Source organism: Virgibacillus kekensis, assembly GCF_042654125.1.
Lineage (GTDB): Bacteria > Bacillota > Bacilli > Bacillales > Amphibacillaceae > Lentibacillus > Lentibacillus kekensis.
This window is the reverse complement of sequence record NZ_JBHSFU010000003.1, coordinates 388,432-402,393: the sequence shown is the minus strand read 5'-3', so window position 1 is coordinate 402,393 and position 13,962 is coordinate 388,432. Positions and strand designations below refer to the sequence as shown.

At 40.2% G+C, this 13,962-nt stretch carries 12 protein-coding genes; 1 reads left to right on the top strand and 11 read right to left on the bottom strand.

The window, feature by feature from the left end:
• On the top strand, positions 1-663 hold the full coding sequence (locus tag ACFO3D_RS03405) for a DUF4396 domain-containing protein (RefSeq protein WP_390293201.1): 663 nt from the start codon (positions 1-3) through the stop codon (positions 661-663).
• Positions 664-709: 46 nt separating this feature from the next.
• On the opposite strand, the gene ACFO3D_RS03400 is transcribed toward ACFO3D_RS03405, so the two are convergent.
• From ACFO3D_RS03400 to ACFO3D_RS03350, 11 genes are all read right to left on the bottom strand, one after another.
• The gene (locus tag ACFO3D_RS03400) at positions 710-1,558 is read right to left on the bottom strand and encodes a gamma-glutamylcyclotransferase family protein (RefSeq protein WP_390293199.1); all 849 of its coding nucleotides are present in this window, start codon (positions 1,556-1,558) and stop codon (positions 710-712) included.
• 107 nt (positions 1,559-1,665) lie between these two features.
• Positions 1,666-2,535, bottom strand: a complete 870-nt coding sequence (locus ACFO3D_RS03395) for a 5'-3' exonuclease (protein ID WP_390293198.1) — start codon at positions 2,533-2,535, stop codon at positions 1,666-1,668.
• Positions 2,536-2,539: 4 nt separating this feature from the next.
• Positions 2,540-6,172: a dynamin family protein gene (locus ACFO3D_RS03390; protein WP_390293197.1), complete on the bottom strand. Its 3,633-nt coding sequence runs from the start codon at positions 6,170-6,172 to the stop codon at positions 2,540-2,542.
• Positions 6,173-6,262: 90 nt separating this feature from the next.
• Positions 6,263-6,733, bottom strand: a complete 471-nt coding sequence (locus ACFO3D_RS03385; protein WP_390293196.1) for a CBS domain-containing protein — start codon at positions 6,731-6,733, stop codon at positions 6,263-6,265.
• Positions 6,734-6,826: 93 nt separating this feature from the next.
• Complete coding sequence (locus ACFO3D_RS03380; protein WP_390293194.1) at positions 6,827-7,285, bottom strand: flavin reductase family protein; 459 nt, start codon at positions 7,283-7,285, stop codon at positions 6,827-6,829.
• A 217-nt stretch (positions 7,286-7,502) separates the two neighbouring features.
• Positions 7,503-9,032 carry an acyl-CoA carboxylase subunit beta gene (locus tag ACFO3D_RS03375; protein WP_390293193.1) on the bottom strand — a complete coding sequence of 510 codons (1,530 nt, stop codon included), beginning with the start codon at positions 9,030-9,032 and terminating at the stop codon, positions 7,503-7,505.
• A gap of 18 nt (positions 9,033-9,050) precedes the next feature.
• A complete protein-coding gene (locus ACFO3D_RS03370) occupies positions 9,051-9,830 on the bottom strand; it encodes an enoyl-CoA hydratase (protein ID WP_390293192.1) in 780 nt (259 codons plus the stop codon).
• 15 nt (positions 9,831-9,845) lie between these two features.
• Positions 9,846-10,745: a hydroxymethylglutaryl-CoA lyase gene (locus ACFO3D_RS03365; RefSeq protein WP_390293191.1), complete on the bottom strand. Its 900-nt coding sequence runs from the start codon at positions 10,743-10,745 to the stop codon at positions 9,846-9,848.
• A gap of 30 nt (positions 10,746-10,775) precedes the next feature.
• Positions 10,776-10,988 (bottom strand): acetyl-CoA carboxylase biotin carboxyl carrier protein subunit, encoded by a 213-nt coding sequence (locus ACFO3D_RS03360; protein WP_390293190.1) that lies wholly within the window; start codon positions 10,986-10,988, stop codon positions 10,776-10,778.
• Positions 10,989-11,002: 14 nt separating this feature from the next.
• Positions 11,003-12,358 (bottom strand): acetyl-CoA carboxylase biotin carboxylase subunit, encoded by a 1,356-nt coding sequence (locus tag ACFO3D_RS03355; RefSeq protein ID WP_390293189.1) that lies wholly within the window; start codon positions 12,356-12,358, stop codon positions 11,003-11,005.
• 10 nt (positions 12,359-12,368) lie between these two features.
• On the bottom strand, positions 12,369-13,962 hold a 1,594-nt coding region (locus ACFO3D_RS03350), incomplete at its 5' end, for an AMP-binding protein (protein WP_390293188.1).

Genomic DNA, 13,962 nt, shown 5'->3' with positions numbered 1-13,962 from the left:
ATGGATATTTTGTCAATAGTGGCTTGGATAGCAATTGGCATAGGATTACTATCATCGGTAATTATACTTGTGGATGTTATTCGATATCCGCAAATGATGTGGATTATGAATATTGTATGGCCAATAAATGGTTGGTTTCTAGGACCATACGCGGTCTGGTCCTATTTTAAATGGGGGCGAATAAAGGCTAAAGGGATTGAAAAGGAAGACACACGTGGTTTTCCATCAAAAGTTTATTTCTCCACCAGTCATTGTGCATCAGGTTGTACATTGGGAGATGCTGTTGGTGTGCCGATTGTAGTAATAACTGGATTAACGATTCTAGGGTCAACTTTATTTGCGCATTATGCCGTTCAATTTACGTTGGCATATATTTTCGGGATCCTCTTTCAGTTTTTCGCTATCTATCCCATGAACAAGGATGCAGGAGTAATGAAAAATTTTAAAGACTCCATAAAAGCTGATACACTCTCACTGGTTTTATTTGAAGTTGGAATGTTCGGCTGGATGGCATTAGTTCACTATGTCCTTTTTACAACTCCACCAAAGCCTCATCAGATGACATATTGGTTTATGATGCAGATTGCCATGATTATTGGTTTTCTAACCAGTTACCCTGCAAACTGGTGGCTAGTAAAGAAAGGAATTAAGGAACAGATGTAAATAAACGATGCCCAATTCACAGGGCATCGTTTTAAATTAATGTTATTTAGTTAACAAGAAACTTATCTATTTTTTTTTTGATCTTTTTAATATAATCGTCACTCAAGTATTCTTTTCCACCTCTAATGATTTCGGTTCCGTACAGGTTTGTTGGAGCGGTTTCATCGGACTTATCAATGCCGATAAACGTGATAGCCTGATAGATTGTCCCATCCATGGTAACTGGTATTACTGCCGGACGATAAGCTTTACTATATACCCCTTCACGCTTATATAAATATTCTATCGCTTCCTCTTCAACTTCATATACGACTCCTTCGACTTTCTCCAACTTATTTTCTACAAGATCGGCTTTACCCCCATCTTCAGAGTCACGGGAAAATTTAAATTCAAATTCGTCTACAGTTCCTCGTCCTTTAATATTCAAGAAATGCTGATCGACTTTTGCGATTCTGAACCGTTCATTATCCATGCAGGAACCATACGCGAAGTACAGCAATTTATCCTGCTTCAGATAATTATATACTAACCAGTCACCAGATTGAATACGTTTGGCGCGTCCCGATTCAGGCAAGCCACTAGTATAGGTATAAGCCTCACATTCTTCCCCAATATCATTGAAAACCTTCGCAGGGACCCGTTCAAAAAGGTTATTCGGTGCTCCCTCTACATAACTTTCGAGTTCATCGATTTCTTTCAGTTGTGCGTCTGAAACATTATAAAGTTCTCCAAAAATACGGTCTGTTTCTGTCGGTTCCAGTGCAGGATAGCCTAGACCAGTATCATATAACGTACCTTCAGTCCAGCATTGGCGGTATATATTGGCAGCACCACCAAGCAAATTGTAGTTCTTCTCACCACGCCGTAATGTGCCATAAACGAATAATTTAGGCATTTTAATCCCTCCCCAGATAATTTTACCGTCTCTTTATATACTAAACGTTAAAAATGCAAGAAAAGGCATTCCCGTAACTTCTGAGAATGCCTTTCAACTTTTGCTGGTTATTTTACCAATTTTATAAGATTATTAAACTCAAGTTCTTCAAATTTAGCCTCGATTTTCGCCTTATCATATGCCCATTTTGCCTGGTCTAACGAGCAGTCAACAGGCACATCACACCTGATTGCAGCTAAGTCTCTTGAAAGATGAAGCATATCGAGGTTTGTCTGAATTTTTGTCTGTGCGCCCTTCGGCAGATTATCGATATTCTCGAGTAAGCTATCTATGGTTTCATACTCCTGTAAAAGTTTAAGGGCAGTTTTTTCCCCAATTCCTTTTACTCCTGGATAGTTATCAGACGAGTCTCCCATTAGACCTTTCAAATCTATAATTTGTTTTGGCAGGAGGCCCTTTTTATCAAGAAATGAATCTTTCTCAAAGACGTCATAATTACCCTGGCCCTTCTTCATGATGGCAACACGAATACCATCATCGACAAGTTGAAGGATATCCTGATCCCCTGTTAGAATGATCACTTCATGCTCAGTTGCATATTGTCGTGCCAATGTCCCGATACAATCATCAGCTTCATAGTTTTCCACGCCAATATTGGGAAGACTAAATGCCTCGATAACCTCTTTGATAAGATCAAACTGAGGAATAAGTTCCTCGGGTGGTTCCGATCTGTTAGCCTTGTAACTATTACACATTTCAGTACGGAACGTCTTGCTGCCCATATCCCAGCAGCAAATAACATGTGTAGGTTCAAATTTCTCTACAGCATCCAGAAAGTAACGCATGAATTGGTAGATGCCGTTTGTTGGTATACCTTTACTCGTCTTCATGAAATTACCCCGGAACGATGTGGCAAAAAAACCACGGAAGAGCAGTGCCATACCATCGACAAGCAATATATTATTGCGTTCGTTCATATTTTCACTCCTTAATATCAGCATGGGATTTTGCGATGTGTTCAAGTTTCCTGTGTATATTTGATAAAGTCTCCATATCAGCGGCCTGATCGGTAAACATTGCGGAAAAACTTTTCACATATTGTTCAATGCTGTTATGAATCTCTTTATTCATATTTTCTATTATAACATCCCATTGACTGATATAGGAATCCTCCATCGTTTTGTGATGTTTTTCAAGATATGCCTTTGCAAAAGGCTGTAGCCGATCGAATATTTCTTCTTTCATTTTCTCTTTTTCATTTCTCACAAAAAATGCTTTTGTCCCATTGAACTTTTTAAGTTCGGGGTGGAAATTTTTAATATCAAGGTCAGTTAAAGCCTGGTCATATTCAGGAGTTTCTAGTTTAGGAGTCTCCACGTCGGACAGCATAAAGTCCTCATCAACCTGTGTACTTTTTTTCATGTAATCCTGGTAAACAGTTTTTGTCAGTTCCTGGATAAATGACTCAATTCGGAGCGATACAGCGCGCAGTTCCTGCAATAGTTCATATCCTGCGTAATCAAGCAGATTCCGAAGATTAATTTCCAGCTGTTGCTGTGCTCTTTTTCCGGACTCCGTTACAGTAGTAGGGTTGAATGTTTCCTTGAACATATCATGGAATCTGATGGCTAAGCGCTCTAATACGTAAAATAACTGTTTCTCCACCTTCTGGCTGATTCTTCGACCATATACCTGAGAATCTATTTCGTCTGCCAGCTGTTTAAGAGTGGCCTGTTTTTCATCTAATTCCTTTTTAAACTGCTCTTTCTCAGAAGCATTAAGTTTCAACGAGTTAATGTGCTTCTCAACTGACTTCAATGCGCGATAAATATCCCTGTATACAGACTGGACAGAGATGGTGGTCAGTTCGAAATCAATAAAATGATATAATGACTTCTCAAACTCAGCCATTTGATTATTTAACGGCTGACTGTCCAGTTTTTCAAGCAGGGATTGTTTACTGGATACTGGAAATAGACGAGGAAAGCGAATTCCAAGCAGAGTCAGCTGCTCTTTTATATAATCAAGAACCATATGACATTCTGCCTCATCCTCGGCTAAATCAGCAGCATTCATGATAAAAAACATTTTATCAAGCTGGAATGCATCTTTAACCCGGCCAAGTTGCAATAGAAAGTCCTTATCCGCTCTTGAAAGTGCATGGTTATAATAGGTCACATATAAAATGGCATCGGCATGCTTTATATAGTCAAACGAAACATTAGTATGGCGAGCGTTAACCGAATCTGCCCCAGGTGTATCAACGAGCGTGATCCCCGCCCTCGTAACCGGGCAATCATAATAAAGGTCCACCGATTCAATGTAACAAGCTTTTGTTTCATCTGTTACATGGGCTGCGAAATCATTCAGCATTACGGTCGATTGTATTGCAAGATTATGCTTGTTATCCTGATATCCAGCAAGAACGGCATTCAGGTAAGCACGATGTGTGCTGTTGAGCTTGTTACTTTCATTAATTTTATTTTTCCTGATCCAATCCAGTAATTCAGATAGCTGATTACTCCGCGGGGAAAAATTCTTTGTAAGTGTATGAATATCATTCACAAGTGTTGCTTCATCTTTATGCTGTATAATTACTGTTCCGTGTTTCAATCCCTCTTTAACTGGATTGATTCGATTAATAACGGCAGTTGTCGGATTTGGTGAAGCAGGTAAAATATTTTCACCAATAAGGGCATTAGCGAATGATGATTTCCCGGCACTAAATGCACCAAACAAAGCAATTGTGTACGAACGGTTTTCCAGGCGCGTAGTTTTACGGTGCAGATCATCAGTAATTGATTGAAAACCCGGTAACGATTCAATCAGCCTAATTACTGTATTTGTATCATCAAGAACCCGATCGATGGAAAATGCTGTTTGTTCGACTTCAGGTCTTCTTTCCTCGGCAGGTTTCTTCACCTCTTTACTGGTAGCAGCATATTCTGCTGAAGCTTTACTCACTGGTCTTTGTCTTTCATCCAGCACTGTGTTGATTTGTTCCCACTGTTTTTCTTCAGGTTCCGGATTTTTCATTACTGCTTTAATATTTTCCTGTTGCTCGTGGAGTTTTTGCTGCAATTCTTCCATTTTCCATGCATCTTGAGCGGCGTTCGACAATTCCTTCTCTTTTAGTTCAAGTTCGGTAAGTTTTTGTTTCCATTGATTTCTAACGTCTTCTTCCATCATTTCTTGTATCTTGAATGCTTCTTTTTTATATTTCTGTTTTATCTGATAGCTAATTTCCTCTGTATAGTTCAACACATAATCACCGGTAACTTTTGCGCCAGGTTTCATCGCAGACATAAGGTCGTCTTCATCATAGGTTATCGTCATATTTTGGATGCGTTCCATAATCTCCTGATTCGTGATGCCATGCTCACCGGCCAGATTTATAAATTTATCACGAAGTTTCCACTCAATAGCAGATTCCATATTCTTTTTAAGCTCCTGAAGAAAGTTCTGAAGCCTGGACAAACGTTTCTCTTCTGTTTTGCGCTTAGATCCAAACAATCCCACTTTAAAATCTTTTTGTTGGGATACAAGAAACTCCTCTGCCTTTTCACGGAGGTCTGCGGGCATTAGATAGGCGTTCTGCAAAGTTGTGTTGAGATTATTTTTAAAGTCATTTTGAAACGCTTCCGGCTTGCTCCTGATCTGACCCATTTCTCTAATTAAGGCTTCAAGCTGTTCAGCAGGGTCATCCCCATCCTTACCAGCAGATAGAAGTGCGGTTTCTTCCTCATATCTCTGTTCCAGAAAGGATTTATGTTCATTTACAATCTGCATGACTGATCTCCCGACATTCAAATAATCATTTCGTTCTGCAGTCATCAGATTTAATAATTTCTTTTTTAAAACTGGGAACTCATTGTGGGCAGTATCAGCTTTAGTCATGGAAGAATAATAGATTTCCTGTGGCATTATATTCCATTGATCAAACGTTTGTTTAATATTTTTTTCGAAGTTTCGGAAGGTAATTTCCTGTTCATTATGTTTGTCAATCTGATTTATTATAATGAAAAAAGGGATTCCTAACTCTTCAGCTTTTTTAAGGAATTGAAGATTAACTTCTGACTGGACATGATTATAATCCATCACATAAAAGAGAACATCGACGAGATGCAATGATGATTCTGTAATAATCCGGTCGGCGTCGTCTGCAGCATCAATTCCTGGTGTATCGATTACGACACACCCTTCAGGTAGTACATTCTCTCCTGTATTAATTTCAATCGCCTTTATTGATGCTTTGTCTTTGGCATATTCCTTTATTTTGTCGATATCATATGGTTCTTCATATTCAACTATATCCCCATCGTGGAAATATACACGAGCAGTTCCATTTCCTGATTGGATTTTCACCACGTTGGCGCTTGTAGGGATGGGACTCTTTGGTAATATGGATTTTTCTAAAAGTCCATTAATTATAGACGATTTACCAGCTGAAAAATGTCCTGCAAAACTGATAATCAGCTCATCTTTATTCAATTTTTTATATATGTCCAGTAATTTATCAGCATTTCTCTCATCCTTATTATCACTTACTAAGGAATAGAGGCTTACAAGGTGCTGAAAATCAATACGAGTAGGCTGTTTGGATTTGGTCAACATGGCACTTTACTTTCCTTTCCATTTAACAATTCTGCCTTTTATTATACGATTTAACAGGGAGGTTTTCTACCCTATTTAATAAGTCTGTGATTATTCACCTTTATCTGCTAACAGCTTAGTGGAAATAAAACGAATTAAGTCACCACGACTAACTACACCCACAACCTTATTTTCATCATTCACTACCGGTATTTTTTTAAAATGGTGTTTAGAAATAATGGCAAAGGCTGCTTCTACCTGATCTTCCGGGTGTACAGTATACAGTGGGCTTCGCCGCATAATTTTCTCGACCTTGTGTTCCGTACTGTAATGCAGTTTTTGGCTGAAGTTTTCCCTTTCATTAACCAGAAAGACCATATACATATCATAGACTGTTCGTCCCTTTGGCTGAAGATAACGTATGACATCCCCGTCGCTGATCATGCTATCTAAGTAATTATTCTCGTCTACAACCGGCACTCCACCGATTCGGTGCTTTACTAATAGTTCAAGCAGCTGCCTGATGCTTTGATCTTTTGTAATACTTACTACATCTGTGATCATAAAGTCCTTTACTTTCATGCTCTCACCTCAAATTAAATTAAAAAAGCCAACCGTACAGATTGGCATTGATGTTATATAGAAATACGCTAGATAAAAATCCTGCTAAAAGAATTATTGGAGATTGCGGTATTGCCCACCATAATACAGTACTGGTTCCCCATCTTTCATTTCTATGTCCGTAACTTCAGCTATAAAAATCATATGATCACCCGCTTTTGCAGTTTCCTTTACATAGCATGAGAGTGTCACGATGGAGTCTTCTAGCACAGGATTACCATCCAGCTCCACAAATTGGACTTCCCGGTCCTTATCCATTTGCTTTGCAAAAATCATGGAGAGATCTTTTTGGCTATCTTTCAGAATACTGATTCCAAACTTGCCAGTTTCCTTCAATTTATCATACATTCGAGCTTTTTCATCTATTGAAATAGCAATTAATCTGGGGTTTAGTGAAACCGACATGAATGCATTTACAGTCATACCCATAACTTCCCCATTATATTCTGTGGAAACAACTGATATACCAGTTGCAAACTTCCCAATTGCATTGCGGAAAAATCGTGTATCCATTACATCCCCTCTTTTCTGATAAACCATTCTTCAATCAGAATATCATTTTACCTCCGAAATTAAAAATAATTGAAATTCGATATACAGTTTACATAATAAAATTATCGTATACTTATTTAGAATTCTCTCTAACTAGTGTATGTATTTTTCGTTATTTTGTTTAATTCACAGGAAAGCCCTGATATGTATTTAACATACCAGGGCAAATATCTCTTGGTTAAACAGGATAAACACCGTGTTTTCTTTCGGTAAACTGTACGTTCTTTGCTTCATAAATCGCGTAGCGTTTAACGAGTTCTTCCCGTAGCTTATCCGGTTCAACCACTGCATCGACTACCATCTCGGAAGCCAGACGGTAAATATCAATATTATCTTTATATTCTTCCTGCTTTTCTTTAATAAATGCTGGTCTTTCCTCTTCAGGCAGTTCTGCTATTTTATTGGCATAAACAGCATTTACTGCAGCTTCAGGTCCCATAACCGCAATTTGCGCTGTGGGCAATGCAAGACAACAATCTGGTTCAAACGCTGGGCCTGCCATGGCATAAAGACCTGCCCCATAAGCTTTGCGTACTACTACGGAGATTTTCGGAACGGTTGCCTCACTCATAGCAGCAAGCATTTTAGCACCATGGCGGATTATCCCTGCCCGTTCAACACGGGTACCGATCATGAATCCTGGTATATCCATCAGGAATAGCAGTGGGATATTGAATGCGTCACATAATTGAATGAATTTTGCTGCTTTATCTGCGGAATCAGGAAACAGTACGCCACCTTTCATCCTTGGCTGATTCGCAATGATACCAACAGTTTTACCATCAATTCGCGAAAGGCCGGTAATGATTTCAGGTGCAAATTTTTTCTTTATTTCACAGAAACTGTCTTCATCGATTATCCGGTCGATGAAATCATACATGTTAAATGGAGCATTCTGGTTTTCCGGCAACAGATCTGTTATTGTTTTTTCAAATTCCTTCACTTCTTTTTTATCGGAAACTGACGGTTTGTTCCTGAAGTTGGCTGGAAAATATCCTAGATAATTTCTTGCATAGTCAATGGCCTCTTCTTCTGTTTTCGCCAGTACGTCGCCACACCCGGATACCGAACAGTGCATTTGTGCGCCGCCCATTTCTTCAAGACTCACTTTTTCACCGATAACTTTCTCAGCCATCCGTGGGGATCCGAGGTACATGGAAGCATTCCCATCAACCATAACGACGATATCACAAAACGCCGGAATATACGCGCCACCTGCAGCAGACGGTCCAAATAACAGACATACCTGTGGTACTCTTCCTGATAGTTTAATTTGATTATGGAAGATCCGACCCGCTCCACGACGGCCCGGAAACATTTCAATTTGATCTGTAATTCTCGCGCCTGCTGAGTCCACTAGGTACAGCATCGGTATTTCAAGTTTAATTGCTGTTTCCTGGATCCGAATTATTTTCTCTACGGTTCGCTTTCCCCATGACCCCGCTTTAACAGTGGAATCATTTGCCATTACGCAAACAGATTGCCCGTTGATCTGTCCAATGCCAGTAACAACACCGTCAGATGGCAATGAATCATCCATACAATTGGCAAAAAAAGCATCCTCCACGTCAATTTCGTCATCAAACAGGAGTTCCAACCGTTTGCGGACAAACAATTTCCCTTTTTCTTCATTTTTCTGATGGTATTTCTCCTGTCCACCTTTTTTTATATGATCTGTTCTCTTCTGTAATTCTTCTAAATATGACATCTATTAGCCTCCCTGCTCCTATTTACCTTTATAGACAGGTTTTCTTTTTTCCTTAAATGCTTGTAAACCTTCCAGACGGTCCTCTGTAGGAATCGTCTCCTTATAGCAGGAGTGTTCGATTGACAGTCCTGAGGTAAGGTTAGTCTGTATTCCTTCATTAATTGATTTCTTAGCCTGCCGGACAGCAATTGGTCCGTTACCTGCAATTTGTTTAGCTAGTTCGATTGCAGATTCTTCAAGGATAGAGTCATCAACGACCTGCTCCACCAGCCCTATGTCGAGTGCCTCACTCGCTGTTATTGGTTTTGCTGTGAATATCAGTCGTTTTGACTGTCCTAGTCCAACCAGCCTGGTAAGCCGCTGTGTACCGCCAGCCCCCGGAATAATGGCGAGGGAAGTTTCAGTTAATCCCATCTTAGCCTGAGAAGCACTGATTCGGATATCACAACCCAGTGCAAGTTCCAGTCCACCGCCAAACGCGGCACCGTTTATAGCTGCGATTACAGGCATTTTCATGTTCTCCAGCCTGGTGACAGTATCACCAATATATTTCACAGCCTTAATTACCTGTTCTTCATTCATGCCTTTTCGTTCTTTCAGGTCAGCACCTGCACAAAATGCTTTCTCTCCAGTTGCAGTAACTACAATACAATGGATGGATTCATCATTCTCAATAACCTGAATGTGCTGGTTTAATTCATCCAGAAGATTTTTGGATATAGCGTTCATCGCTTCAGGCCTATTTAACTTTATAAATGCAATATGATCTTCAATTACACGGTATTCAACTTCTGCCACGTGAATTCTCCTTTCCTACCGTTCACTGTTAATGATCTTCATTTGGTGGCTGGAAAGATGATTAACATAATTCTCGATATACAAGGCCGAATCTATCACTTTATCAATATCCATTCCTGTTTCGATACCCATACGATGCAACATATATAGTAAATCGTCGGTGGCAAGGTTGCCTGAGGCGCCTTTCGCATATGGACAGCCACCAAGACCACCAACGGCGCTGTCAAAATTGGTAATTCCATGAGTAAGCGAAACAAGTACATTTGCAAGTGCGGTTCCCCGTGTGTCATGGAAATGCATTGCCAGTTTTTCTTTAGGGAAATAATTTAATAACTTCGTCAAGACCTCATCCACCTGTGCAGGGTCAGCGACACCGATGGTATCACCAATCGAAATCTCGTCGACTCCCATGTTAAATAGCCTGTCACAAATAGATATTACCTTATCAATCTCTATACGACCCTCATACGGACAACCAAAAACTGTCGAAACATAGCCTCTGAGTTGCTTATCAGCTCGCTTTGCTTCACCAGATACTCGTTCGAGAATTGGATAAGTCTCCTCGATTGATTTATTTATGTTGTTTTTATTATGTGTTTCACTGGCAGATAAAAAGAGACATACCTCGTCTAAATCAACGGCAAGTGCACGCTCAAGCCCTTTTTCGTTTGGGACAAGAGCGGCATAAGTTATATCTGGATTTCGTTTAATCTGTTTTGCCACAGCGGTAGCATCCTTAAGCTGCGGAATCCATTTGGGATGCACAAAGGATGATATTTCAATATAGGAAGCCCCTGTCTCAGACAGAAGGTTTATCCATTCTATTTTCGCGTCGGTTGGTACCATTTCAGCTTCATTTTGAAGTCCATCCCGAGGGCCAACCTCTTTTATATTAACCCGTTGTGGAAAGTTCAAGCGCAACCCTCCTATCTTCTGATTCCATTGTTATTCAATGATTGCAATAACATCGCCTTCATTTACAAAATCACCTTCTGAAACTTTCAGCTCCTTAATAGTACCTTCTGTTTCAGCTGCAATCGGAATTTCCATTTTCATAGATTCAAGGATGACAACATCCTGTCCTTCTTCCACTTTGTCTCCCTGATTCACAGTTAATTTCCATACACTACCTGCCATAGACGCTTTTACTTCATTCATGATGATTCCTCCTGTTATTTTGATTTGATTTCTGGTAAATAAATTTCTTCAACAAAAGCTGTAGTTGTATTTCCCTCTTTAAACGCATCACTTGCTGCTATATGGGTAAGCATTGGAATATTAGTCTTGATTCCTTCCACGATATACGAGGAAAGTGCCTCCTTTAGCAGTGCGATTGCTTCATTTCTATTAGACCCTTTCACAACAAGCTTCCCAATCATCGGATCATAATACGGTGTAACATCATATTCACTTTTGACTGCAACTTCATTCCTGATATTCTCACCCTCTGGTGTATTAAACGATGCTATATGTCCTGGAGATGGGAAGAAAGTTACCGGGTCTTCTGCATAGATTCTTGCCTCGATTGCATGCCCGTCAATCCTCAGATCATCTTGGCTAACCGTCAAGGGGCTTCCATTTGCAATATCCAATTGTTTCTCTACGATATCCAGTCCAGTTATTTCTTCTGTAATCGGATGTTCTACTTGGATACGAGTATTCATTTCTAGGAAATAGAAGTTTTCCTTTTCATCTACTAGAAATTCTATTGTTCCTGCGCTTGTATAGCCCAATGATTTAGCTGCTCGTACAGCAGCTTCTCCCATTTCTTTACGAGTCGATTCCGAAATAAATGAAGAGGGTGCTTCTTCTATAACTTTCTGATTCCGTCGCTGGATAGAACATTCGCGTTCAAATAAATGGATAACATTTCCGTGATGGTCAGCGAGTAACTGAATTTCAATGTGGCGTGCATTCTCAAGTTTCTTTTCCATAAACATTGCCCCGTCTCCAAAGAAGTTCTGGGCTCGTTTGGAATTACTTTCAAACGCTTTTGTAAGCTCTTCATCCGACCGGACAACCTGCATACCGATGCCGCCCCCGCCGGCTGAGGCTTTCAGCATAATCGGGTATCCAATATCCTTTGCAATCTCTACTGCTTCCTGTGCGTCGGAAACGGCACCATCTGTACCTGGTACCACAGGAACCCCAGCCTCCTGCATCGCATCCCTTGCAGCGATTTTGCTTCCCATCTTCCGGATGATTTCACTCGATGGACCGATAAAGGTGATGTCTTCCTTCTGACACCGCTCCGCAAAATCACCATTTTCACTGAGGAACCCGTAACCAGGATGGATAGCATCAACGCCTGCCTCTTTGGCAATTGACATGATCTTATCCACATTTAGATAGCTCTCATTAACTCGTGGGGGTCCAAGTAAATAACTCTCGTCAGCCATTGAAACAAATGGTGCATTTTGATCAGCTTCCGAATAGACTGCAACTGTTTTTACTTCAAGTCGTTTGCACGTTCTAATAATCCGTGCAGCAATTTCTCCGCGATTTGCTATCAATACTTTTTTAATCATAAACTCTCCCCTATTGACTGATTTGCTCGACAGCATACTCTCTTAGTTTGAATTTCTGAATCTTACCGCTGGCTGTCATTGGATATTCATCCACGAAGGCAATGTGATTCGGTATTTTATGCCGAGAAATTTTCCCTTCACAGAAAGACTTGATATCGGATTCTGTTACCGATGAATTTTCTCTAGGGATTATCCATGCCATTACTTCTTCACCATATTTTTTATCGGGAATACCTACTACCTGAACATCTAGCACATCGGGGTGCTTATACAGAAATTCTTCAATTTCTCGTGGATAGATATTTTCCCCGCCACGGATAATCATATCTTTCATCCGGCCGGTAATACGGATATAACCGTTTTCATCCATTACTGCCAAATCTCCGGTATGAAGCCAGCCATCTGAATCGATTGCTTCCTCTGTTGCTTCTTTATTATTGTAATAACCTTTCATTACATGATAACCGCGCGTACATAGTTCACCAGGCAATCCAAGTTCCTGTTCTTCATCTGTTCCTGGCACAACAATTTTAACTTCCACATTCGGATGCACTTTTCCAACAGTACTTGCCTTTAATTCAGCAGGATCATCGGTTCGTGTCTGGGTGATTACTGGTGATGATTCTGTTTGGCCGTACGCAATTGTAATTTCTTGGGCACCCATTTTGTTCATAACATCTTTCATTACTTCGATTGGGCAAGTAGAACCCGCCATGATACCCGTTCGCAGATGAGAGAAATCATATTTGGAAAAGTTAGGATGATTTAGCTCCGCTATAAACATGGTTGGTACGCCATGAAGGCCGGTACATTTCTCGTCTGATACAGCTTTCATAACTTTTTCTGCGTCAAATTGTTCGAGAATCACCATTGTCGTACCCTTCGAAACAGCTGCAAGAACCCCAAGCACACAACCGAAACAATGAAAGAATGGAACAGGAATACACAACCGGTCTTCATATGTCAGTTTCATACAGTCCGCAATCTGATTACCGTTATTGACGATGTTATTATGTGTCAGCATAACTCCCTTTGGAAACCCGGTCGTCCCCGAAGTGTATTGCATATTGATGACTTCATCAGGATCCATCGAGCGTTTACGTTCTTCCAGTTCCTCATCGTTTACTTTGTTGCCAAGATCCATCACTTCCTGCCACGTATAGGCATTGGGGTAGTTGTCTTCACCCATGATGATGATATTTTTAAGATAAGGAACCTTTTCGGAATATAAATTTCCTTTATCTGCCTGTTCAAACTCAGGACAGACTTCTTTCAAAATATCAATATAGGAAGTTCCTTTATAGGATTCTGCCAAGATAAGAGTTGTAGATTCCGACTGCTTTAATAGATATTCCAACTCAGCAGCCTGATAGTTTGTATTAACAGTTACTAGGACTGCCCCCATCTTTCCTGTAGCAAATTGGGATGTTAGCCATTCTGGTTTGTTATCTGACCAAATTGCCACGTTTTCACCTTTTTCGATCCCCAGCGCCATAAATCCTTTTGCAGCCTGATTAACCATTTCGTCGAACTCTTTGTATGTTTTTCTTAAGTTCAGCTCCGGATAGACAACTGCTTCATGATGTGGATACAAATTCACCTGC